Origin of the sequence: Croceibacterium salegens, from assembly GCF_009827435.1 — a bacterium.
Classification (GTDB): Bacteria; Pseudomonadota; Alphaproteobacteria; order Sphingomonadales; family Sphingomonadaceae; genus Croceibacterium_B; species Croceibacterium_B salegens.
In genome coordinates, this window is the sequence record NZ_WTYM01000023.1 from 46,832 (window position 1) to 69,437 (window position 22,606).

21 protein-coding genes are annotated in these 22,606 nt (G+C 65.4%); 12 read left to right on the forward strand and 9 right to left on the reverse strand.

Annotated elements, in window-relative coordinates; genetic code table 11:
• Window positions 1–54 precede the first annotated feature (54 nt).
• From rsmA to GRI89_RS01915, 4 genes are all read right to left on the reverse strand, one after another.
• Complete coding sequence (rsmA, locus tag GRI89_RS01900) at window positions 55–867, reverse strand: 16S rRNA (adenine(1518)-N(6)/adenine(1519)-N(6))-dimethyltransferase RsmA (RefSeq protein ID WP_159791851.1); 813 nt, start codon at window positions 865–867, stop codon at window positions 55–57.
• A 123-nt stretch (window positions 868–990) separates the two neighbouring features.
• Complete coding sequence (pdxA, locus tag GRI89_RS01905; protein ID WP_328598045.1) at window positions 991–2,016, reverse strand: 4-hydroxythreonine-4-phosphate dehydrogenase PdxA; 1,026 nt, start codon at window positions 2,014–2,016, stop codon at window positions 991–993.
• On the reverse strand, window positions 2,009–3,358 hold the full coding sequence (locus tag GRI89_RS01910; protein ID WP_328598032.1) for a peptidylprolyl isomerase: 1,350 nt from the start codon (window positions 3,356–3,358) through the stop codon (window positions 2,009–2,011). Before GRI89_RS01910 ends, pdxA begins: the two co-directional genes overlap by 8 nt.
• Window positions 3,359–3,500: 142 nt before the next feature.
• Entirely contained in the window at window positions 3,501–5,834 is a 2,334-nt protein-coding gene (locus tag GRI89_RS01915) for an LPS-assembly protein LptD (RefSeq protein WP_159791641.1), read from the reverse strand.
• A gap of 96 nt (window positions 5,835–5,930) precedes the next feature.
• Here GRI89_RS01915 and GRI89_RS01920 point away from each other — a divergent pair, with 96 nt between their 5' ends.
• The 3 genes from GRI89_RS01920 to ndk all read left to right on the forward strand — a co-directional run bounded on the left by GRI89_RS01920 (window position 5,931) and on the right by ndk (window position 8,453).
• On the forward strand, window positions 5,931–7,394 hold the full coding sequence (locus tag GRI89_RS01920) for a leucyl aminopeptidase (protein WP_159791643.1): 1,464 nt from the start codon (window positions 5,931–5,933) through the stop codon (window positions 7,392–7,394).
• 125 nt (window positions 7,395–7,519) lie between these two features.
• Window positions 7,520–7,957, forward strand: coding sequence for a DNA polymerase III subunit chi (locus tag GRI89_RS01925; RefSeq protein WP_328598033.1), 438 nt, complete (start codon window positions 7,520–7,522; stop codon window positions 7,955–7,957).
• 73 nt (window positions 7,958–8,030) lie between these two features.
• Entirely contained in the window at window positions 8,031–8,453 is a 423-nt protein-coding gene (gene ndk, locus GRI89_RS01930) for a nucleoside-diphosphate kinase (RefSeq protein ID WP_159791645.1), read from the forward strand.
• On the opposite strand, the gene GRI89_RS01935 is transcribed toward ndk, so the two are convergent.
• Window positions 8,450–9,370: a helix-turn-helix domain-containing protein gene (locus GRI89_RS01935; protein WP_159791647.1), complete on the reverse strand. Its 921-nt coding sequence runs from the start codon at window positions 9,368–9,370 to the stop codon at window positions 8,450–8,452. The genes ndk and GRI89_RS01935 overlap by 4 nt on opposite strands.
• A gap of 202 nt (window positions 9,371–9,572) precedes the next feature.
• Here GRI89_RS01935 and GRI89_RS01940 point away from each other — a divergent pair, with 202 nt between their 5' ends.
• The 3 genes from GRI89_RS01940 (at window position 9,573) to mddA (ending at window position 13,179) form a co-directional block, all read left to right on the forward strand.
• Window positions 9,573–11,834 carry a TonB-dependent receptor gene (locus GRI89_RS01940; RefSeq protein ID WP_159791649.1) on the forward strand — a complete coding sequence of 754 codons (2,262 nt, stop codon included), beginning with the start codon at window positions 9,573–9,575 and terminating at the stop codon, window positions 11,832–11,834.
• A gap of 95 nt (window positions 11,835–11,929) precedes the next feature.
• Window positions 11,930–12,343, forward strand: a complete 414-nt coding sequence (locus GRI89_RS01945) for a nuclear transport factor 2 family protein (protein ID WP_159791652.1) — start codon at window positions 11,930–11,932, stop codon at window positions 12,341–12,343.
• Between the two features lie 98 nt (window positions 12,344–12,441).
• Window positions 12,442–13,179 (forward strand): methanethiol S-methyltransferase, encoded by a 738-nt coding sequence (gene mddA / locus GRI89_RS01950; protein WP_159791654.1) that lies wholly within the window; start codon window positions 12,442–12,444, stop codon window positions 13,177–13,179.
• Window position 13,180: 1 nt separating this feature from the next.
• On the opposite strand, the gene purN is transcribed toward mddA, so the two are convergent.
• Together purN and purM are read right to left on the reverse strand one after the other, a co-directional pair.
• Entirely contained in the window at window positions 13,181–14,134 is a 954-nt protein-coding gene (gene purN / locus GRI89_RS01955) for a phosphoribosylglycinamide formyltransferase (RefSeq protein WP_159791656.1), read from the reverse strand.
• A complete protein-coding gene (purM, locus tag GRI89_RS01960) occupies window positions 14,127–15,227 on the reverse strand; it encodes a phosphoribosylformylglycinamidine cyclo-ligase (RefSeq protein ID WP_159791658.1) in 1,101 nt (366 codons plus the stop codon). The genes purN and purM overlap by 8 nt, the downstream gene beginning before the upstream one ends.
• Window positions 15,228–15,297: 70 nt before the next feature.
• Here purM and GRI89_RS01965 point away from each other — a divergent pair, with 70 nt between their 5' ends.
• The 5 genes from GRI89_RS01965 (at window position 15,298) to GRI89_RS01985 (ending at window position 19,155) form a co-directional block, all read left to right on the forward strand.
• Window positions 15,298–16,569: a heavy-metal-associated domain-containing protein gene (locus tag GRI89_RS01965; RefSeq protein ID WP_201290847.1), complete on the forward strand. Its 1,272-nt coding sequence runs from the start codon at window positions 15,298–15,300 to the stop codon at window positions 16,567–16,569.
• A gap of 121 nt (window positions 16,570–16,690) precedes the next feature.
• A complete protein-coding gene (locus tag GRI89_RS01970) occupies window positions 16,691–17,302 on the forward strand; it encodes a P-loop NTPase family protein (RefSeq protein WP_159791660.1) in 612 nt (203 codons plus the stop codon).
• Between the two features lie 30 nt (window positions 17,303–17,332).
• The gene (gene epsC, locus GRI89_RS01975) at window positions 17,333–18,043 is read left to right on the forward strand and encodes a serine O-acetyltransferase EpsC (protein WP_159791662.1); all 711 of its coding nucleotides are present in this window, start codon (window positions 17,333–17,335) and stop codon (window positions 18,041–18,043) included.
• Complete coding sequence (locus GRI89_RS01980) at window positions 18,043–18,399, forward strand: DUF2794 domain-containing protein (protein WP_159791664.1); 357 nt, start codon at window positions 18,043–18,045, stop codon at window positions 18,397–18,399. The genes epsC and GRI89_RS01980 overlap by 1 nt, the downstream gene beginning before the upstream one ends.
• A 78-nt stretch (window positions 18,400–18,477) precedes the next feature.
• Complete coding sequence (locus tag GRI89_RS01985) at window positions 18,478–19,155, forward strand: phytanoyl-CoA dioxygenase family protein (protein ID WP_159791666.1); 678 nt, start codon at window positions 18,478–18,480, stop codon at window positions 19,153–19,155.
• Between the two features lie 37 nt (window positions 19,156–19,192).
• Here the strand turns inward: GRI89_RS01985 and GRI89_RS01990 are convergent, their stop codons facing one another.
• Together GRI89_RS01990 and GRI89_RS01995 are read right to left on the reverse strand one after the other, a co-directional pair.
• Window positions 19,193–20,401, reverse strand: coding sequence for a Rieske 2Fe-2S domain-containing protein (locus GRI89_RS01990; RefSeq protein WP_159791668.1), 1,209 nt, complete (start codon window positions 20,399–20,401; stop codon window positions 19,193–19,195).
• Between the two features lie 84 nt (window positions 20,402–20,485).
• Entirely contained in the window at window positions 20,486–21,169 is a 684-nt protein-coding gene (locus GRI89_RS01995) for an HAD-IA family hydrolase (protein WP_159791670.1), read from the reverse strand.
• A 59-nt stretch (window positions 21,170–21,228) separates the two neighbouring features.
• Between GRI89_RS01995 and glmU the strand changes: the two genes are divergently transcribed.
• Entirely contained in the window at window positions 21,229–22,596 is a 1,368-nt protein-coding gene (gene glmU / locus GRI89_RS02000; RefSeq protein WP_159791672.1) for a bifunctional UDP-N-acetylglucosamine diphosphorylase/glucosamine-1-phosphate N-acetyltransferase GlmU, read from the forward strand.
• Window positions 22,597–22,606 lie beyond the last annotated feature (10 nt).

Genomic DNA, 22,606 nt, shown 5'->3' on the forward strand with positions numbered 1-22,606 from the left:
CTCCCCCAAGACGGTGCGGACCGCGGACGCGTTAGCATCCCTGGCCCGCGAGGGCTAGGCGACCTGGCTTCCGAGAATTCGCGCCACGGCCACAAAGTCCGCGACGGAAAGGGTTTCGGCGCGGCGTGTCGGGTCGATTCCGAGCGAATCAAGCGCTTCAATCGCGCCTTGAACACCCTTGAGACTTTGGCGAAGCATCTTGCGGCGCTGGCCGAACGCAGCCTCGGTCACGCGCTCGAGAACGGCCGGCGATACGCCCTCGGGCATGGCCCCCGGCACGACGTGGACGATGGCGCTCATCACCTTGGGCGGCGGGGTGAAGGCGCTGCGATGGACCTTCATCGCCAGCTTCGCGCTGCTCCTCCACTGCGCCAGCACGGCGAGGCGGCCATAGGCGCCGCTGCCCGGCTGGGCGACGATCCGCTGGGCGACCTCGAGCTGGAACATCAGCGTCAGCGAGGTCCATTGAGGCGGCCAGTTCGCGCCGGAGAGCCAGCGGGTGAACAGCGCGGTGCCGACGTTGTAGGGCAGGTTCGAGAGAACAGCGAACGGCTCGCCCATCAGCGCGCCGTGATCGAGCGCGAGGGCATCGCCTTCGACGACCTTGAGTTGCCCCGGAAATGCCTCTCCCAGTTCTGCGAGCGCCGGCAGGCAGCGACGGTCCATCTCGATGGCGGTTACGCGCGCCCCGACGCGCAACAGGGCGCGGGTCAGCCCGCCGGGCCCGGGACCTACTTCGAGTACCGCCTTGCCGTCGAGCGAACCGGGGATCGCGGCGATGCGGTTGAGCAGTTGCTCGTCGAACAGGAAGTTCTGGCCCAGCGCCTTCGAGGCCGAGAGCCCATGGCGCGCGATCACTTCACGCAGTGGTGGGAGGGTGGGGTGAGCGGTCAACTTTCTAGTTCGTCATTGCGAGCGGAGAGAAGCAATCCAGCGTGGCAAGGTGCAGCCCTGGATTGTCGCGGGGCTTCGCCCCTCGCAATGACGAAATCAAGGCTTGCCCGCTTGCGCTCGGCGCGCAGCGATTTCGCCAGCCATGCGGATCGCTGCGATCATCGCCCCGGGGTCGGCAATGCCCTTGCCGGCTATGCCGAGAGCAGTGCCGTGATCCGGGGAGGTGCGGACGATCGGCAGGCCAAGCGTAACGTTGACCCCTTGGTCGAAATCCAGGGCCTTGAGTGGAATGAGCGCCTGGTCATGGTACATGCACAGGGCTGCATCGTAGGTTTCGCGCGCCCGGGCCGTGAACAGGGCGTCGGCGGGATGCGGGCCGGATGCGTCGATCCCGGCCTCGCGCAAATTGGCTATGGCCGGAGCGATGACCCGCGCCTCCTCGTCGCCGAACTTGCCGCCTTCACCGGCATGTGGGTTGAGGCCCGTCACGGCGATATGCGGGTCGGCAATCCCAAAATCGACCCGGAGTGCAGCGGCCAAAATACGCACCTTGGCTACGATCAGTTCGATCGACAGCAAGTTCGGAACCTCGGCCAGCGCGACATGGATTGTGAGGGGGACGGCTCGCAATTGGGGACCTGCCAGCAGCATCACGGCTTCGTCAGGCCGCATTCGGCAGGCGTCAGCGAGAAATTCGGTCTGCCCGGGGTACTTGGCATGGCCCACCTTGGCCAACTGCGCTTTCGACACTGGCGCAGTCACCAGCCCAGCCGCGAGGCCCGACATCGCAATACCTGTCGCGTGCTCTAACGAGTAGGCGGCAAGTTTGGCGCCCTCTGTCGAATACTGGCCCGGCAGGTATTCTGCATCGTCCCGGGTGAAGACGGGTAATGCGTCTGGGAAATTCGCCGCAACGGTTTCGGCGTTCGGGACGTGCTCCACAGCGATGTCCAGACCACGGCTTTTTGCCGCTGCGGAAAGAACTCCCGCACCGCCGACGACAAAGAACGCCGGCAGCCGCTCCTCGACGCGCCGCGCCCAAGCTTCGCAAATCAGTTCGGGGCCGACCCCCGCCGGATCGCCGAGCGATACCGCCAGCGGGGGGAGGGTAGCGTCAGTTATACTCGACCACCGCGTCGCGCCGCAGGTCGCGCAGGTAGCGCTGGGTGCGCTTGCCCACTCGGTCGTCTTCGAGCTGGGCCATCAATTGATCGTAGTTCGGTCCAGAATCGCCTGACGGAGCTTCGCGGCCGCACAGCATCAGGACCCGCACGCCTTCTTCCAGCGAACCGAACGGCGGCGTGATCTGGCCAATGCTCAGCTGGAGCATGGTCTGCTGCAATGCCTCAGGCAGGGCACGAACGGGGATGTTGTCGTTGGTCACGACCTGCGCGCCTATCGCCGCGCCCTCGGTATCGGCGGTGGCGCAGCTACTGATACGCTGGGCTGCCTGGGCGAAGGCGGTGGCCCTGGCCTGCGCTTCTTCCTCGGCGATGCCCTTGGGGAATTCGAGCGAAATCTGTTTCAGGTTCAACACCGCATCGCGCGGATCGGCCATGCCGACCTGGCGCGAGTCCTGCAGGTAGAGGATAGAAAAGCCGCCGGGAATCTCGACCGGACCGACCAGCTGGCCGGGTTTCATGCTGCGCGCCACGGATTCGAGCGTGGGATTCTGCAGCTGTTCGAGCCTGATCCAGCCAAGGTCGCCGCCGACGACCGCGGTCGAGGCTTCGGAGAACTGCCGCGCATAGGCGGGAAAGCTGCCGCCCTGGCGAAGCTGGTCGACAATGCGCTTGGCGTTTTCGCCGACGGCCTGGTGCGTCGCCGGGGTCGAGGACAGGTATATCTCGGCCAGCTTGTATTCGGGCGTGCCCTTGGCGGCCTGCAGCCGCTGGTAGAGTTCGTTGACCTCGTCGGCAGAGACGTTGACGAACGGCCGGACGTTACGCTGCAGCAGGCGATCCAGCGCCAGTTCGCCTTCGATCTGACGCTTGAGCGAGGCCGGAGAAGAGTTGAGCGAGCGGAGGTGTTCGTCGAGCTGCTCAGGCGTGCGGTGGAACTGCTGCACGGCGTATTGCTGGTAATACTGGTCGACTTCCTGCTTGGTCACCGCCATGTCCTGCGCGGCGGCTTCCTGGATTTCGAGCGTTTCGTCGATCAGGTTGCGCATGACCTGCTGGCGCAGGCGCTGCATTTCCTCGTTGGAAATCTCGACGCCTTCGTTTGCTGCGATGATCAGTGCGACGCGCTGGTCGAGGTCGGTGCCCGTAATAATCTCGCCGTTCACCTTGGCCGAAGCACGCCGGTTGTCCGGGTCCATCTGGGGGATGAACGAGTCTTCATCGGCCGCCTCAACGCCGCCCGTCACTTCCTCGTCCTGGGCAAGCAAGGGCTGCGCCGCCACCAGGGAAAGTGCCGCAACCGTGCAGCCGGTAACCAGAATTCGCCTGACCGAATAAACCACGTATCGTTCCTCGCAAGGACGCCCTGCGGCGCCATGAGTTCGGCGGCCGGATGCCGAATATCGGCTGAACCGAACCTGAGCGTGTGGCCGATAGCGCGTTTGCCCGTGGCTGCCAACGTCCGCCGCGCGCCCGGTGGAAAGCTTACTGCAGCCCGAGGTTCTTGAGCGAGAAGAACACCGCGAATGAGTTGCCCAGCCTGGCGTCGGCGATGGTCACGTAGTCGCGCCGCCAGGTAACGCCGAATTCGAGGCAATCGTCGGAATAGGCGATGCCCAGGCGCGTGCGCAGCGGCTCGAACCCGTCCGAGGTCAGGTTGGGGTCTTCGCGCCGGTCGGTCAGGTTGACCACCGCCGATCCGAACATCGACCAGTAGCGGGCGAAGGCGATGCGCGTCGCGACACGAAGCTCTTCGCGGTCCTGCAAATCCTCGAACGTCAGGTCGATATTGCGGTTGAGCCGCAGATAGCCGACCTCGAGGTAGGTGCTGTCGCTGCCGAGAGTCATGTCGATCTCGTTGCGGCGTACCGCCAGGTTGTCCTTGTCGAGCCGGAAGCGGTGGGTCAGGCTGATGAAGTCGCGGTACCTCACCTCGGTCCGGCCGACGAAGTCCGACCATTGCTCGTTGAGGCCCGTGCCGTCGGGGAACAGGGTCGGTTTGTCGCTCAGGCGGTAGGACTGGCCGATGGTGGAGCGTATTCGCCAGCCGGGCCGGTCGAGCGACCAGTCGGCACCATAAGTGACGCGTACGCCGTCCTCGACCCGGTCGTATCCGGGGAAGCGGTTGAGCGCGAAGAGGTTGCTGTCCTCGAGATCGATGGCACGCGCATCCTCGTTGGGGATTGCCAGATTGCGGATTTCCGGGCTGGCTACGAATTGGAGACGTGGGGTGAAGACCTGCGTCCCGCCGAGCAGCTCGCCGACGAACGGCCATTTCAGGTCGACCGCCCCGATGACTACTCCGCGAGCCTCCCAGCCCGGCGTGCCGCGATAGAGCGCGGTGCGCGACAGGGCGTTTTCGTCGGAATGGTAGACGTCGCCGCGCAGCAACGCAGTTAGAGTCAGTTCCTGGCCGAGCGAGGTCACGCGGCGCAGGTCCCACTTGGCGCCGGCGAAGCCGCGCTGGGTGTCCTGACCGGAAGTCCGGGCTATGGCGAGAGTATTGGCCTGCAGTTCGACCGTGCCGCCGAGCAGCGGATCGGAAAGCCGCCGGCGATAGTCGATCACCGGGACGGCGATTGGTACCTGCCCCTGGCTCTGCTTGGTCAGCAGGACCTGCGTCGCCCACCCCGAAAGCGAGAAATACGAATCGTCGTCGATTCGTTCGAGGTTGACGGTCGAGCGCAGGCGGTCGTCCCGGCTGATGTCGTAACGGCGCAGGAAGGTGCGGTCTGTGGCCACGCGGGCCGAACTCGACAGGCTCCAGAAGGGGTCGAGCTGGAAGCGGCCGTTGGCGGCGAAATAACCGCGAAAATCGTTCTGCTCCGTGGGTGTAGTGGCTCCGATCGGCAGGCGCGACCCGAAGGTGCCATAGCCGGTGATCTGGTAGGCGCCGGTGCTGGTCAGTGCCCGGTACCTGGCCGAAACCATCGGTGCGGTCAGGCTGTAGATCCGCGCCGCAATTTCGAGGTCGCGGTTGTCTGCCAGCCGGAGGTAGAAGGCTTCGCCGGCCTCCAGGCCGTTCGAGCTGGAATAGCCGAAGTCGGGCACCATGAAGCCCGACTTGGCGCCGCCGTCGGTGCGCAGGCTGAGCGCGAGAAGCGGCAGCACGCGGACACCGAAGACTTCGAGGAAGGCCCCCTTGAAGCGGATCGTCTTGGCCTCGGCATTGTAGGTCACGCGCTCGGCGGTGATGCGCCAGCTCGGGTCCTTCGGGCAGCCTTCTTCGCTCGTCACCGCACAGCCCGAATAGGCGGCTCGGCTCAGGACGACGTTGCCGGCATCGTCGCGCACGCCCTGCTCGGCGGCGAGCCGGCCGCCGGCGCGCAGGGCCAACAGCAGGTTTTCCATTGCCCCGGCCTTGAGTTCCTCGGTCAGCGTCAGACGGTCGGTGAACAGCTGGTTACCGTCCTCGTCGACCAGCCGGACACTTCCGGTCGCGACAATCTCGCCGGTCATTTGGCTCCAGGTCACCGCGTCGGCGCGCACTGACTGGTCGCCGGACCGCAGCAGGACGTCGCCCGAAGCGGTGACGGTGTCACCGTCGTTGTCATAGGCTATCGTGTCGGCCTCGAAGGCGATCTGGCGTTCGCTGGCGGCGTTGAATTCGGGAGCGGGTGCGGGGAAGGCTTCGTTCTCCGCCGGACGTGCGGCAAGCGGGTCTTGCGGTGCGGTTTTATCCTCGTCGGCAGGCTCATCCTGCGCCGCGGCCAGCGTCGGCCATGCAAGGGCAATAGCCAGGGCAATGGCGGTTCCCGAACGGATTGCGGGCAAGCGGCGAGGGGTGGCTTGCAGCGGAGGCTGCCGGTCGGGGAGCATGGCTTGCCTATCGCACCGCCGCTCTCTAACTGCAACGCCATCCACATTCAGGCCGCGCGCCAAGTCGCGACGGGCCAATGATTTACCGGAGAGACCATGCAGATTACGTTCGCCGCTTCCGCCGATTCCAGCACGCCGCGCCTCGTCGCGCGGGTCGTCGACCAGGATTCCCTGCCGTCCGACCTGTCGCGCAGCGACAGCGAAGGCGCCGCGGCGGCGCGCTTCACCGGCAAGCCGGGTCAGTTGTTCGAAAGCTTCGCCGAAAGCGACGGTCGCGTGGTGCGCCAGGTCCTCGTCGGGGCGGGCAAGGCCGATGCCGAGGGGTGCCATGCGGCGCTCGAAAAGGCCGGCGCCGCGCTCGCCGCGCGCTACATGACGAGTGGTGAAACCGCGCTGGCGCTCGACGTATCGGGCGGCGGGCTCGATGCCGCCGCTGTCGCTGCAGTGCTGACCGGGCTGCGCCTGCGTACCTGGCGCTACGACGTCTACCGCACCAAGATGAAGGACGAGCAGAAGGTGACGCTCGCCGAGGTCGTGGTGATTGGTGCGCCTGCGGGGACCGAAGCGGCGTGGGAAGTCGAGCAGGCGGTCGCTTCCGGAGTTGAGCTGACCCGCGAACTGGTCGCCGAGCCGGCTAACGTGATCTATCCCGAAACCTTCGTCGAACGCGTCAGCAAGCGCCTCGAAGGTACCGGTGCGGAGGTTTCGTTCCTCGGCGAGGACGAGATGCGCGCGTTCGGCATGGGGGCGCTGCTCGGCGTGTCGCAGGGCTCGATCCGCGATGCGCGCTTGCTGGTCATCAAGTGGATGGGCGGCGAGGAGGGCACCGCGCCGACCGTATTCGTCGGCAAGGGCGTGACCTTCGATACCGGCGGCATCTCGCTCAAGCCGCCGGCGGGCATGGAAGACATGAAGTGGGACATGGGCGGCGCCGGTGCGGTTGCGGGGGCCATGCTCGCGATTGCCGGACGCAAGGCCAAGGCCAACGTCATCGGCGTGTGCGGCCTCGTCGAGAACATGCCCGACGGCAATGCCCAGCGTCCGGGCGACATCGTCACCACGATGAGCGGCCAGACGGTCGAAGTCATCAACACCGACGCCGAAGGGCGGCTGGTTCTGTGCGACGCGATGTGGTGGGCGCAGAAGGAGTTCAAGCCCGCCGCCGTGGTCGACCTCGCCACGTTGACCGGGGCGATGATCATCTCGCTCGGGCACGAGCACGCTGGCCTGTTCTCGAACGACGACACCCTGTCCGACAACTTGCTCAAGGCCGGCAAGCAAAGCGGCGACAAACTGTGGCGTTTCCCGCTCTCGCCCGAATACGACAAGCTGATCGACAGCCCGATCGCCGACATGAAAAACGTCGGCCCGCGCTACGCCGGTTCGATCACCGCCGCGCAGTACCTGCAGCGCTTCGTCGTGGATGGCACGCCGTGGGCGCACCTCGACATCGCCGGGATGGCCTGGGCCGACAAGCCTGGCCAGACCTGGGGCAAGGGCGCGACCGGTTACGGCGTGCGCCTGATCGACACCTACGTCCGCAACGTGCTGGAGGGTTAGGAAACCCTATGTCGTCATTGCGAGGAGCGAAGCTACGAAGCAATCCAGAGAGGTACCGTGTGGCGCCCTGGATTGCCGCGGGGCCTGTGGCCCCTCGCAATTACGATCATCAGGCAGGTTAGTCCGTGCAACTCGACTTCTGGCAGCGGTCTTCCGGCTCGATCGAGCGCGTCGTGGCGATGATCGCCGAGCGCACGCGCAGGACGGGGGACCGGCTGCTGGTGGTCGATGCCGATGCCGAGCGGCGCAAGGCGACGAGCCTGGCGTTGTGGGAGCACAAGCCGGAAGCCTTTCTCGCCAACGGCGATGCTGCCGATGGTCACGCCGAACGCCAGCCGATCCTGCTTTCCTCCGAATGCGCCCCGGTCAACGGCGCAGGAATCGCGGTGATTGCCGATGGCCAATGGCGCGACGAGGGGCTGAAGCTGGAGCGCACTATATTCCTGTTCGACGAGGTCACCCTCGATGCGGCTCGGGCAGTCTGGCGCGAGCTTGGCGAGCGCGACGGGATCGAGCGCCGCTACTTCGCGCAGGAGGAAGGGAAGTGGGTCAGGAAGGTCTGACCCTTGCGCCCCATGCAAGGCGGCGCTAGGGGCGCGCCCAATTTCCCCAACATTCGTTCGCAAGGATAATCCCATGGCGGTCACCCGCACATTCTCGATCATCAAGCCCGACGCCACCCGTCGCAACCTGACCGGCGCCATCACCAAGATGCTGGAAGAAGCCGGCCTGCGCGTCGTCGCTTCGAAGCGCATCCACATGACCCGCGACCAGGCCGAAGGCTTCTACGCGGTGCACAAGAAACGCCCCTTCTTCGGCGAGCTGTGCGACTTCATGACCAGCGGCCCGGTCGTGGTTCAGGTGCTCGAGGGCGAGGATGCGGTTAAGCGCAATCGCGACGTGATGGGCGCGACCAACCCGGCCGACGCCGCCGAAGGCACGATCCGCAAGACCTTCGCCGAAGGCATCGAGGCCAACTCGGTGCACGGTTCGGACAGCGAAGAGAACGCGAAGATCGAAATCGACTTCTTCTTCAAGCCCGAAGAAGTCGTCGGCTAACCCGCATCGGCGTCGATGCCTTCGGGCATCGGACGCATCCTCGACTGCCGAAATTCGCGCGCCGTCATCCCGGCGTGGCGCCGGAACGCGCGCGCGAAATAGGCCGGATCGTCGAAGCCCAGGTCGTTGGCGACCTGCTTGACGCTTGCCCGGGTGAGCGAAAGCGCGCGGCGCGCCTCCAGCATCCTCCTGTTGGCGATAAGCTCGTGCGGCGCTTCGCCCGAATTCTCGCGGCAGGTGCGATTGAGGGTAGCCTGGCTGCAACCGAGCAGGTCGGCATATTCGGCCACGTTCAGCCCGCTGCGAAAGCGCTCCTCCACCAGCGTCAGGAACCGGCGGTAGAGGGCATGGCGCGGCCCGGTGTCGTCCGACGGGTGCGCCGAGGGGGCCAGCATTTCTTCTACCAGAGAGAAAATCAGGCTGAGATTGGCGTAGAGTCCCGCGTCGACGACGATGCTCCCATGCCGCCGCCGGCGGACGATATCAGCGAACAAGTGGCGCAACATCGAAAGGTGATGCGAATTCGGCTCCATCGGCAGGAATCCCAGCCGCGTGCGTCCGGACAATCCTTCCTCGATGGTGAAGGCAATCGCCGGAAGTTCGAGCTGCTCGCGCGAGACCGAGAGGACCCAGCCTTCGGCGCCGGGTTGGAACCGGTATCCGTGCGGCGCGTCGCACGGCACGTAAACCAGCGTCGGGGGTTCGAGCGGAAATTCCTCGCCGTCGGCGTGCAGCACGCACTTGCCTTCCTCGAACAGCATCAATTGCAGCATGTCGGGATGGCGGTGCGGTGCGATGGTCCAGTCGTGCAGCGGGGCGCGCGTGCCGATCGGCTCGATGTGCGCCCAATCCGGCTCCTGCCGGACCGTCGCTTCGCCATAGAGGGTGAAACGGCGCACTTCGGACGACTCTGACATTTCTGCAACACCCCCTCTCGTGACTGAAAAGTGCAATATTTTGCCCGAAATGTGCGTTGCTGCCTAGTCCTCCTTGGGGCAGCGCACTCACCGAGACAGACAGACTGTCTGGTCAAGGGAGGAATCTGAAATGGCTGTCACCAGCAAAAGTCCTGCTCGCCTGCTTTCGACGAGCGCAGCCTTAGCTCTCGCTGTCGTAATCATGCCGTCCGCCGCTTTCGCGCAGGACGAGGAGCAAGCCGAACAGGCCGAGTACGGCAACGACATCATCGTCACGGCGCAGAAGCGCGAACAGTCGCTGTCCGACGTTTCGCTGTCGGTCTCGGCGATCGGCGCCGACCAGCTCGCCGAGAACAACATCGTCAACATCGAGGCCCTGCAGAACCTCGCGCCGAGCATCAGCTTCGGCAACGACTTCAACTTCGCCAAGCTGTTCATCCGCGGCATCGGCCTGTCCAGCTCGCTGCCGGGCGTCGATCCGTCGGTCGCGCTTCACGTCGACGGCGTGGTCGTCTCGTTGGCGCAGGCCCAGCTCGGCTCGCTGTTCGATCTTGAGCGGGTCGAAGTGCTGCGCGGCCCGCAGGGCACGCTTTACGGGCGCAATGCCACCGGCGGCGCGGTCAACCTGATCACCGCCAAGCCGACGGCCTACCTTGATGGCTATGCCCGGCTTACCGTCGGCGGTCCCGATCTCAACGTCCTGGCCGAAAGCGCTGTCGGCGGTCCGATCTCCGATAACGTCCGCGCCCGTCTCGCCGTCCAGCGCCTGGTGCGCCACGGTTACGGCATCAACGAATACACCGGGCACGATATCGACGATGCCAACCAGTGGTCGGTCCGTGGTCACCTCGAGTTCCTGCCGAGCGAGAACGTCGACATCCTGCTGACCGGCGAATACCACTCGGAAGATGATCGTTCGCTGGCGATCAAGTTCCGTGAGGTTTCGTTCCCCGGCGTCCTCGACGATTCCAATCCCGCCAACGACGGCCTGAGCGCGCTCGGCCAGCGCAGCAATGCCAACGGCTCGCCGGTGGCGTTCGCGAGCAATCCGCGCAACCTCAACACCAACTTCGATCCGATCAACGACCGCGAGCAGTGGGCGCTGACCGGCGCGATCACCATCGATGCGAGCGACGAAGTCACGATCAAGTCGCTGACCTCGTACCGCAAGTTCGACGCGATCTTCTTCCACGACTTCGACATGTCGAGTTACCTCGGCTACCCGCTGGCGCAGACCGGTCCTTTCCAGACCAGCGCCAACCACTGGCAGCCGGTGTTCGAGAACCAGTTCAGCCAGGAACTGCAGGCCAACCTCGACTTCGGATCGCTCTACGGCCTGATCGGCGGGTTCTATCTCGACGAACACATCCGGGTCGAAAACCACATCGGCTACGACGTGCTGCAGAACACCGATCCGTTCCGCGTGCAGTTCGACGGCACGCTCGACGTGAAGGCCTGGGCGCTGTTCGCCAACTTCACCTACGACCTCAGCGACCAGTTCGCGGTCAAGGCGGGCGGTCGCTACAGCTCCGAAAAGCGGCACCTGGCCAACCAGGCCGGCATCGGCACGGCAGCCGCGGGCTTTGCGCTCGACGCGTTGCAGTGGGACGACAGCAAGAGCTGGGACGACTTCTCGCCCTCGCTCGGTGTCGAATTCCGCCCGAACGACGACTTGCTGATCTACGGAAACTGGTCGCGCGGCTTCAAGAGCGGCACGGCCGAGATCGGCTCAACGCGCAAGCTCTCGCCGACCCAGCCGCTGCCGTTCGTCAACCCGGAAAAGGTCGAGGCCTTCGAACTGGGCACCAAGATCAGCGGCGGCACGATCGACCTGAACTTGGCGGCTTACTACCAGACGCTGAAGGACGGGCAGTTCTCGCTCACCCGCCCGATCCCGGCGCCGCCGTTCTTCACCAGCACGCTGACCAACGCCGCGCAAAGCGAAGCCTACGGCGTCGACGTCGAGCTGCTGTGGCGCCCGACAAGCGAGTTCACGCTTAACGCCATGGTCGGTTACCTCCACTCGGAGTTCACCAAGTTCTTCTCGAAGGACCCGCTCGATCCGGCCCTGTTCGGACCTGGCGGCGCGGCGGTTCAGGACAGCGACCTGTCGGGCAATGCGACCCGCATGTCGCCGAAGTGGAGCGTAAACCTCAACCCGAACTACGAGCTGGATCTCGGCCAGACGGGTTCGCTCGCCTTCGGGACGAACTTCGCCTACCGCTCCAAGCAGTATCATACCGAGTTCAACGACGAGCGCCTGTCGCAGAATGGTTACGTGATGTGGGATGCCAACATCCTCTACACCTCGCCCGACCGCGACTGGACGGCGAACTTCTTCATGAAGAACATCCTCGACAAACTGGTCTGGGCCGGCAGCTTCTCGGTCTCTACCAGCCGTACGATCGGCGGAACGCTGATGCCGCCACGCACCTACGGAATGACGTTCGGTTACAAGTTCTAAGTGACTGCAACGCGATGATTGGGGGCCGCCGGTGCGATCCGGCGGCCCCTTTCGTTTCGTTGGGGAAAACTCGCGCGACAGCTTACAATCGACAAATGCCGTTTGGTCGCGCACTCAACAACCTGATCTCCCGCAAGGCGCCGATGACCGTTGCGAAGGCGAGCTTTTCCGCGATGAACGAGCGGCGCTGGGACGATTTTCGTGCGCTAGCGGACGACGATTTCCATTACCTCGACGCCGAAGGGAACGAGATCGACGGGGCCGACCGTTTCATCGCCGCAATGGAGCGACTTGTGGCTGACGCGCCCGATTTCCAATTCGAGGTGAACGACTATCACGTGTCCGGCAACGTGGTGGTGATGAACGGCGTGACCACATCGAAAGTGGCGCGATTCTCGACCATTTCCGCCTGGCGGCTGGATTTTGCCGGGGGCCGGATCAGCTACTGGCGGAACTATCGCGCCAACGACACGATCCGCCTGTTCGAATACGCGACAGTCACTTCCTGACAGCGGAGCGCGAGGGCGCCATTTTGCCCATCACCCTGATTGATGGTAACCTCAGGGGTCTGCTGCGCGCCTGCAGCGCTCCGGGGGGGAGAGCCATCATGGGCCGAGTTCCAGTCCTTGTTGCGTCGATTGCCTGTTACTTCGCCTTCTTTGCCAGCTTCCTGTACCTGATTGGCTTCGTTGCCGCGTTCGAGCCGTTGCCGACCCACGTCGACAAGGGGTTATACGCGCCGAGCGTGGTTGCGTTGGTCTACGACCTGATCCTCATCGCGCTGTTCGGCCTGCAGCATTCGGTCATGGCGCGTCCCGCCTTCAAGGCTCGCTGGACGAAGACTGTTCCGGCGCCGCTCGAACGCTCGATCTACTGCCTCACCACGGCGCTGATGCTGGTCCTGCTGTTCGCCTTCTGGCACCCGCTCAGCGGGCAGTTGTGGTCGATCGGCAATCCGGCCGTGCGGACACTGATCTGGGTCGTGTTCTTCATGGGCTGGGGCATCCTCTTCGTGACGACCTTCCTGCTCAACCACTTCGAGCTGTTCGGCCTGGAGCAGGCCTGGCACCACTATCGCGGCACCGAGGCGAAGCCGCCGGTGTTCCGCACCCCGCTGTTTTACAAATGGGTGCGCCATCCGCTCTACAGCGGCTTCCTGCTGGCCTTCTGGGCGACGCCCGACATGACCTACAGCCACCTGCTGCTGGCGACTGGCTTCACCGTTTATATCTTCATCGGCATCGCGCACGAGGAACGCGATCTCGTTGCATACTTCGGCGAGACCTACCTCGACTATCGCAAGAAGGTTGGCTCGGTGATTCCCGGCATCGGGAAGAAGGCCTGAGCTAGAACGCCTCCGCGGCGTCGATCAGCGCTGTAAGCCGTTTCGGCGCGACACTGCGCCAAGAGCGGTGCAGCCACTCGGCGATGCCGTCCCAGTCGGTGTCGCCGAGGTCGAGGCGGATGCCGACCCAGCCGTCGCCGAAGTAGGCCGGGCGGTAGTAGCGCTCCTCGTCCATGTCGATCAGCTGGGCCTGTTCGTCGGGCCCGCTGATCTTGACGAGCAGCGCGGTCTTGCCGTCGCCGTGGTGGTCGAGGCTGACGTAGGCGAACTTCTTGCCCTTCACGATGCCGAAGCAGGGCATGCCGTGGGAGTTGACCTCATCGGCTTCGGGCAGCGCCAGCGCGCGTTCGCGCACCTTTTCGGCCAGCCATTCGGGATCGCTCTCGCGGGAGACATAGTCGGCGAGGCAGCGGGGGTAGAGCTGGTATTCGGCCATCAGCACGCGCGCGCCAAGCGTTTCGGGCGTGTCGTCGGGCAGGATGTGCACCGCCACCTGGCCGAGCAGCGGACCGGCGTCGAGCTCGGGTACCACGACGTGGACCGAACAGCCGCCGTGGCTTTCGCCCGCCTCGATCGCTCGCTCGTGGGTGTGCAGGCCCTTGAACTTGGGCAGAAGTGAAGGGTGGGTGTTGACCATCCGCCCAGCCCATTTGTCGACGAAGCTTTCGGTCAGCACGCGCATGTATCCGGCGAGCGCGATGTATTCGGCGCCGGATGCCTTCAGGGCATCGTGCATGATCGCCTCGTGCGCCTCGCGTTCCAACCCCTTGTGCGGGTGGGCGAAGGTGGCAATGCCCTCGGCGGCGGCGATCTGCAGCCCGCGCGCCTCGGGCACGTTGCTGGCGACAAGGACGATTTCGTAGGGACAGCCGGGAAGGCGCGACTGGAACAGCAGCGAGGACATTGTCGTCCCGCTGCCCGAAATCATGACCGCGACCCGGGCATTCCTAGGCATTGTGCGTGGCTTCCCACGCCTCGTCGGCGCCCCAGTTGCCCGCCGCGCCGCGCACGGTGCAGCCGCGCGGGCCTTCGACTATCTCGCCGACGCGCACGACTTCTTCGCCCGCTGCTTCGAGCTCGGCGACGACCTCGCCTGCGAGCTCGGGATCGACCGCCAGTACCATGCCGATGCCGCAGTTGAACGTCCGCGCCATTTCGGCCGGCTCGATATTGCCCTGCGACTGCAGGAAGGCCATCAGTGCCGGCCGCGTCCAGTTCCCGACGTCGACTACGGCGTGCGCGCCCTCAGGCAGTACGCGAGGGATGTTTTCGAGCAGGCCGCCCCCAGTAATGTGGGCCAGCGCGTCGATCTTGCCGCCGCGCACAACGGGCAGAAGCGTTCTTACGTAGATCCGCGTCGGTTCGCTCAAGGCGTCGAGCAGCGAGCCCTCGTCGCCGAATTCGGCGTTCATGTCCCAGGCCTTGTCCGCGGCAAGACGGCGGACCAGCGAAAAGCCGTTCGAATGTACGCCGGAACTGGCGAGGCCGAGCAGCGCGTGGCCCGGGGCGGCCCGTTCGCCCGTCAGTTGCTCGCCGCGCTCGACCGCGCCGACGCAGAACCCTGCGAGGTCGTAGTCGCCCGCAGCATACATGCCGGGCATTTCCGCGGTTTCGCCGCCGATCAGCGCGCAGCCGGCGATCTTGCAGCCCTCGGCAATGCCGGCGATGACCCGCTCGGCCACGCCGTTCTCGAGCTTGCCGGTGGCGAAGTAGTCGAGGAAGAACAGCGGTTCGGCGCCCTGCACGATGAGGTCGTTGACGCACATCGCGACGAGGTCGATCCCGACCGTATCATGGCGGTCGTGATCGATCGCCAGCTTGAGCTTGGTGCCGACGCCGTCGTTGCCCGCAACCAGCAGCGGATCGTTGTAGCCTGCGGCCTTCGGATCGAAGAATCCGCCGAAGCCGCCGATCTCGCCGTCGGCGCCAGGGCGTCGGGTGGCTTTGACCAGCGGGCCGATTGCCCGGACCAGGGCATTGCCGGCATCGATCGAGACGCCAGCCTTTTCGTAGGTGTAGCGGTTTTCGCGGGGGTTATCCGTAGTCATCGCAGTCGCTTTATCCTTTCGCGCTTGGATTTCCACTCGCCATTGGGCAATAGGCGGGCAGTTTTCCCGAATGACTGTGCTTGTCCTTCCCTACCGCGCGCCTCAGCGCAACCGCCTGTACCTCATTGCCGGGGTCGTCGCGCTGGCTCTGCTGGCCATGGCCGCCGCGCTGTGGGCGCAGGTCGAAGGCGACCGCGGCATCGCCCCTGTGGCGAGCAGCTCGGACATCACGGTCAGCGGCATCGAGGTCAACGTCACCGGCAACAATCCCGAAGACGCGCGGCAGAAGGGCTGGCTCGAAGCCCAGCGCAAGGCTTGGGCGAAGCTCGGCGGGCCGGCGATTGCCGACGGACAGCTCGAATCGATGGTTTCGGCCATTGTCATCGATTCCGAAACGCTTGGGCCGCGGCGCTATGTCGCCAAGCTCGGTGTGATCTTCGACCGCAAGCGAGCGGGCGGCCTGCTCGGTGCGAGCGATGGGGAGCGTGCCCACTCCGCGCCGATGCTGACGCTACCGGTGCTGATCGGCGGCGGCACTGCGACGATGTACGAGGTGCGCAATCCCTGGCAGCAGGCCTGGGCCGACTTTCAGGCCGGAACCAGCGCCATCGACTATGTGCGCCCGAGCGGGGCGAACGGCGAATCGCTGCTGCTGACCTATGGCCAGGTCAACCGCCGCAGCCGGGCATGGTGGAACAACATCCTCGACGAATTCAGCGCCGCCGACATCATCGTTCCGGTCGCGCGGCTCGACCGGCAGTGGCCCGGCGGCCCGGTACGCGGGACCTTCACTGCGCGCTACGGTCCCGACGACTTGTACCTCGGCAGCTTCACTATGACCGCGCCGAACGAACAGGCCGTACCGGCCATGCTCAACGACGCGGTGGCCCGCTTCGACGCGATGTTCAGTGCTGCGCTTGCCGACGGCAAGTTGCGACCCGATCCGACCCTATCGAGCCAGTCGGTTCAGGTCAGCCCCGAGATCCAGGCGCTGCTCGAGTCCGCACGCGCGGCCGAACGCGCGGCGGCCAACCCCGAGGACGTGCCGGTCGTCGGTCCGGTGCAGCCGCTGCCGTCGACCCCGGCGCCGAACCAGCCACAGGTGATCAACAGCTACACCGTGCAGTTCGCGACGCCCGACGCGGCAAGCTACGACCAGGCGCTTACTCTGGTGCGCAGCGCGCCGGGCGTGCGCGGCGCGGCAATCAGTTCGACCGCGATCGGCGGCGTATCGGTTATGCGCGTTTCCTACGCCGGGGACATTTCCGACCTCGCCACGGCGCTGCGCTCGCGCGGGTTCCAGGTCCAGCCGCTCGGCAATGCGCTGTCGATCCGGCGCTAAGACTATGTCTTTTCGAATTCGTCATTGCGAGGAGCGAAGCGACGAAGCAATCCAGAGTAGCACCGAGCGGCCCTGGGTTATTTCGCTTCGCTCGCAATGACGAAAGGGGAGGTATTTCCCCATGAGCCAGATCGCCCTCCCGCTGACCCGTGGTGCCGGTGCCGGCCCGACGAAAATCGTGCTCGGCGAGGGCAATGCACATGTCATTGAAGCGCTTCAACGGCCCGAAAACTGGCCGTTCCGCACCGCCGTTCTCACCGGACCGCCCCGTTCGGGGAAGTCGCTGTTCGCGCGCTGGTTCGAAGCGAGCGGCAAGGGCGATGTCCTCGACGATGCGCAGGCCATGGACGAGGATGCGGTGTTCCACCGCTGGAACCGCGCTCAAGAGGATGGCCGCGCGCTGCTCATCGTCGGCGGGGAGCCGCCGTGGGACATCGCGCTGCCTGACCTCAGGAGCCGTCTTGGCGCAGCGTTGCAGCTCGAAATCGGCCAGCCCGGCGATGCGCTGGCGGCGGAGCTGATGCTGTCGCTGGCGGCGGAGCGCGGCCTGCCGCTGGCGCCCGAGGCGGCCGACTATCTTGTCCCGCGCGCCTCGCGTTCCTACCTGACCATCGAGAAGCTGGTCGAAGCGATCGACCGGCTGAGCCTCGAACGCAAGGTCCCGCCCACGCTCGCCGTGTGGCGTGCCGCGCTCGAGGCGGTGGAAGGCCCGGATGAACCGCGCTTGCTTTAGCGCGAAAATTGGGGGAGAATCGTTGCGGTTATGTTCGACCGGCTGATCAGTTACCTCGACTCGGTCAAGGCGCGCGACCCGGCGCCGCGGAGCCGTTGGGAAGTCCTTCTCTATCCCGGCGTCTGGGCTCTCGGCTTGCACCGGGTGGCGCACTGGCTGTTTGAGGCGGACATGTACTTCCTCGCCCGCGCGGTGAACCATTTCAGCCGCTTCCTCACCGCGATCGACATCCATCCGGGCGCGAAGATCGGAAAGAACTTCTTCATCGACCACGGCTTCACGGTGATCGGCGAGACCGCCGAGATCGGCAACAACGTGACGATCTACCAGTGCGTGACGCTGGGCGGCACCAACCCGACCAACGGCGTCGCCGGCAAGCGCCACCCGACGCTGGAGGATGACGTGATCATCGGCTCGGGCGCGCAGATCATTGGCCCGATCACCGTCGGCAAGCGCGCCCGCGTCGGCGCCAACGCGGTGGTCACCGACGAAGTGCCTGAAGGCGCGACGATGATCGGCCTCAAGGCCCGCTCGACGCTGGTCCCGGCCGAGACCTGGCTCAAGGAATTCATCCCCTACGGCACGCCCTGCGACGAGCCGTGCGAGCCCGACACCCGCCGCATCGACGAGCTCGAAGCGCGGCTGGCGGTAATGCAGGCCGAGCTCGAAAAGCTGCGCACGGGAACGCCGTTGCCGGAGCCCGAACCGGCCCCGGTCGGCCGCAAGAAGACGGGTAGCTGATGCAGGGCCTCCCGCCCGCCGGTCAGATCCTCGCCTTTCCCGGGCGGCCACCCAATCAAGTCGGCTTCGAACGCAGCGAACTCGCCCGCATCCTCGACCTCTACGGCCGCATGGTCGCCGCCGGCGAATGGCGCGACTACGCGATGGACTTCGCGCGCGACTGCGCGGTCTTCGCCGCCTTCCGCCGCACCGCCGACGTCCCGCAGATGCGGCTAGAAAAGCGTCCCGCGCTAAGGGCCAAGCAGGGCATGTGGACCCTCTTCGGCGAACACGGCCAGGTGCTCAAGCGCGGGCACGAGCTGGCGAACGTGCTCGCGCCTGTGGAGCGGAGGCTGGTGAAGGTGGTCGAGGGGTAGGCAGTAAGCGGACTGCCTGCAAACGACCCATTTGCAAACATTGCGCCGGTACGGCGAGACCGGCTATTTCGACTGACTATGGCCACCGAAACGATTGCAGATTTTGCCACTGACGGCGCCCAACTTTTCAAGGGTGCACTCAAGCTAAGCATGCGCGAATTGGAGGCTGCACTCTCCGCTCTTCCGCAGGACGAAGCGGGCCTTCGCCTTCACGGAAACGACGCGCTCAAGCCATTGCTCGCAATTGATGGATGCATTGGTGCCGTTGCGGCTTCGGTATTAGGAGATGCTGCAAGACCGGTCCGTGCTATCTTGTTCAACAAATCGGCAGAAACCAACTGGTCACTTGGGTGGCATCAGGACCGAACCATTTGCGTGATGCAGAAGCGCGAGGCTCCCGGCTTCGGCCCATGGACAGTCAAGCGCGGTATGATTCATGTAGCTCCACCATTCGACTTGTTGACCCGGATGGTGACACTTCGGGCGCATCTTGACGATGTTCCCACTACGAATGCACCACTGCTCATTGCGCCCGGATCGCACAAGCGGGGCCGGGTCGCAGTCAGTGAAATCGATAAGGTCGTCGAGCATTGCGGCACCGCTACGTGCGTTGCCGAGGCTGGAGATGTTTGGCTCTACGCCACGCCAATCCTTCATGCGTCGGAGCCAGCTTCGGTTCCGGAGAGCAGGCGAGTGCTTCAAATAGATTACGCCGCCGAAAGCCTTCCCTTCGGCCTCGAATGGCTTGGGGTCTAAGGACCGCTTGCCACCCATTCCCAGACATTCTGTCGCTTTAGCCGAAGAAATTCCCGCTCGGCACCCTCACCACCGCGTCCTCGTCGAACGAGACTCCTGGCGGATCGCCGCCGGCCGCCACTGTCTCCAGCGCCCGTCTCAGCATGCGGCGTTGCATGCCGATGCCCTTGTCGCTGGTGACGAGGTGTTCTTCGCTGTGCAGCGAGATGGCACCTTGCCCGGCCTGTGCTTCGTAGTCGCCGGGCTGGTCCTGCCGCTCCTCGATGGTGCGCAGGTGCCAGGGCTTGAAGTTCTCAGCTTCCAGACCTCGCATCGGCCGGTCGCGGGCGTCGGCGGGGACGCGCATCGCCATCAGGATGCGGCTGTGCTCGTCGTCGACCGGCACCGACATGCCGATGCCGTTCGGACGGCCGGGGCGCATGGCGACGTCGGGGACGAACATCACGTTGGGCATCATCCAGGTCGAGACGCGGTTGACGTGGCGGCCATCGGCGAGGTCGCGGTGCGCCTGGTAGATCACTCCGGCTTCGATCTCGTCGAACTCGACCCGCGGCATGACCTCGAACTCGCGCACGAACTGGGTGCCCGAGAAGGTGGTGTGCAGCACCTGGACGTGGAAGGGATCCATCACGTTGTCGTTCATGTGCAGCCATGAATAGGGCACCACCTCGGGACCCTTGAAATCGCCGTGGCTGCCGAGCGAGTTGTCGAACGCCATGTACGTCTCTCCGTCCTCGAGCGGCTCCATGGAGTCGAAGCGGGGCAGGGCGGGCATGCGCTCGGGCGGGCCCATGTAGGCCCAGACGAGGCCATAACGCTCTCGCACCGGATACCACGGCTGGCGATGCTCCGGGCGGCAGGCGTGGGGGTTGGGCTCGCACGGCTGTTCGAGGCACACCCCGTCCACGGCGAATTTCCAGCCGTGATAGCAGCAGCGGATCCCGTCGGCCTCGACGTGGCCCCAGAACAGGCTGGTGCCGCGGTGCATGCAGCGCGGGTAGAGCAGGCCGGGACGCCCTTCGCCGTCGCGGAAGATGATGAGGTCCTCGCCGAGGATGCGAACTTCCGTCGGCCGGGTGGTGACGTTGCGGCTGGCCAGAACCGGTTGCCAGTAGCGCCGCATCAGCTCGCCCATCGGCGTGCCCGGGCCGACCCTGGTCAGGTCGTCATGCGCATGCTGCGCGCCGCGGCCGTACGCGGTGCCTTGCGGGATTGTGGGAGCGGGGTCCTTGGGTGCGGTGGCCATCAGCGGTCTCTCCGTCCGTGTCCGTCTTGTGGGACATCGGGGCGAGGCTAGACCTGCGGCGTCAACGTGACAATTGACTTTGTCCTATCTGGACCGGGCGAGGACTTCCAGCGAGGGCACCAGTTCGTCGAAGTGCTCGATCACCGCGTCGGCGCCGAGTTCGGCCACCGGCATGTCGTGATAGCCTAGGGCATAGACCACGCAGGGAACTCCGGCAGCCCGTGCCGCGCGGACGTCGAAGCTTGCGTCGCCGACCATCGCGAAACGGGTGCCGCCGCATTGCCGCAGCGCCTCGTCGATCATGTCGCGCGCCGGCTTGGCGCGGCCCGGGCCGAGCGTGTCGCCGCCGAGGATGCAGGCGAAGCGCGCGCTCATCCCGAGTTCGTCAAGCAGCTTGCGGGCGAAGCGCTCCATCTTGTTGGTAACCACCGCCAGTTTGGAGCCGCTCGCCGCCAGTTGGTCCAGCGCGGCGAGCAGGCCGGGGTAGGGCGCGCTGTGCTGCGAAGTGTTCTGCTCGTAGTAGGCCAGCAAAGTGTCGTAGGCAGTGGTGAATTCGCCGTCGCCGACCATCCCGCCGGTGCGCTCGAAGGCGCGGGTCAGCATCGCCCTTGTGCCGCCGCCGATCATCTGGCGGGTCACCTCGGGCGTCACCGGCGCGCGTCCCACCTGGACCAGCGCATGGTTGACCGCGCCGCACAGGTCGGGCGCGGTATCGACCAGCGTGCCGTCGAGGTCGAAGCCGATCGTGTCGAAAGGAAAGTCCGTCATCGGCAGGCAAGTGCCCGAGCCATATGGAAACCGCAACGAATTGCTGGCAATGGTCGAACATGAGCGAAACTACCCGCCCGGTCGCTGCCATCGTCCTTGCCGCGGGCAAGGGCACGCGGATGAAGAGCGAGCTGCACAAGGTGCTGCACCCGATCGCCGGGCGGCCGATGCTCGAACACCTGCTTGCCAGCGTCGCCACGCTCGATCCCGTCCATACCGTGGTCGTTGCCGGTCACGGGCGCGAGCAGATCGCCGCCGCCGTTGGCGAGCGGGCGCAGATCGTGGTGCAGGAACCGCAGCTCGGCACCGGCCACGCGGTGCAGCAGGCGCAGGCCGCGCTGGGCGATTTCGACGGCGACGTGCTGGTGCTTTACGGCGACGTCCCGTTCGTCGCGAGTTCGACCATGCAGCGGATGCTCGACCGCCTCAGCGACAACGATGCGCCGGCTGCGGTCGTCCTCGCCTTCCGTGCGACCGATCCCGGCGCCTATGGCCGCGTCATCAGCGTCGACGGCAAGACCATCCTCAAGATGGTCGAGTACAAGGACGCCAGCGAGGACGAACGCAAGGTCGACTTGTGCAATTCGGGGATGATGGCGTGCCGCGCCGCGGATCTGTTCGTGCTGCTCGCAAGGGTCGGCAACGACAACGCGGCGGGCGAATACTACCTGCCCGACATCGTCAAGGTCGCCTCTCACGACGGCCGCAAGTCGAAGTTCATCGAAACGCACGAGAGCGAGGTGCGCGGCATCAACAGCCGCTCCGAACTCGCTACCGCCGAACGCCAGTGGCAGGAGTTCCGCCGAGAAGAGGCGATGGCCGAAGGGGCTTCGCTGATTGCGCCCGAGACGGTGTTCTTCAGCTGGGACACGCGGCTCGGGCGCGACGTGACGATCGAGCCCAACGTGGTGTTCGGCCCCGGTGTCACGGTGGCTGACGGCGCGACGATCCACGCTTTCTGCCACCTCGAAGGGTGCGAAGTCGGCAAGGGTGTGTCGGTCGGCCCGTTCGCTCGCCTGCGGCCCGGGGCGAAGCTCGGCGAGGGTTCGAAGATCGGCAACTTCGTCGAGATCAAGAACGCCGTGATGGGCGAAGGCGCCAAGGCCAACCACCTGAGCTACATCGGCGATGCCGAAGTGGGAGCGGGCGCGAACATCGGCGCAGGCACCATCACCTGCAATTACGACGGCTACTTCAAGCACAAGACCGTGATCGGCGCCGGGGCCTTCATTGGCTCGAACAGCGCGCTGATCGCCCCGGTGAAGATCGGAGCGGACGCCATCGTTGGCGCGGGGAGCGCGGTAAGCCGCGACGTCGCCCCCGGCGAACTGCGCATGGTTCGCGCTGAACAGCTCGTCAAACCCGGCTGGGCCGACCGCTTCCACGACGCGATGAAGAAGAAGAAGGCCGAGGCGAAGAAGGGTTGAGGGCGTTTGC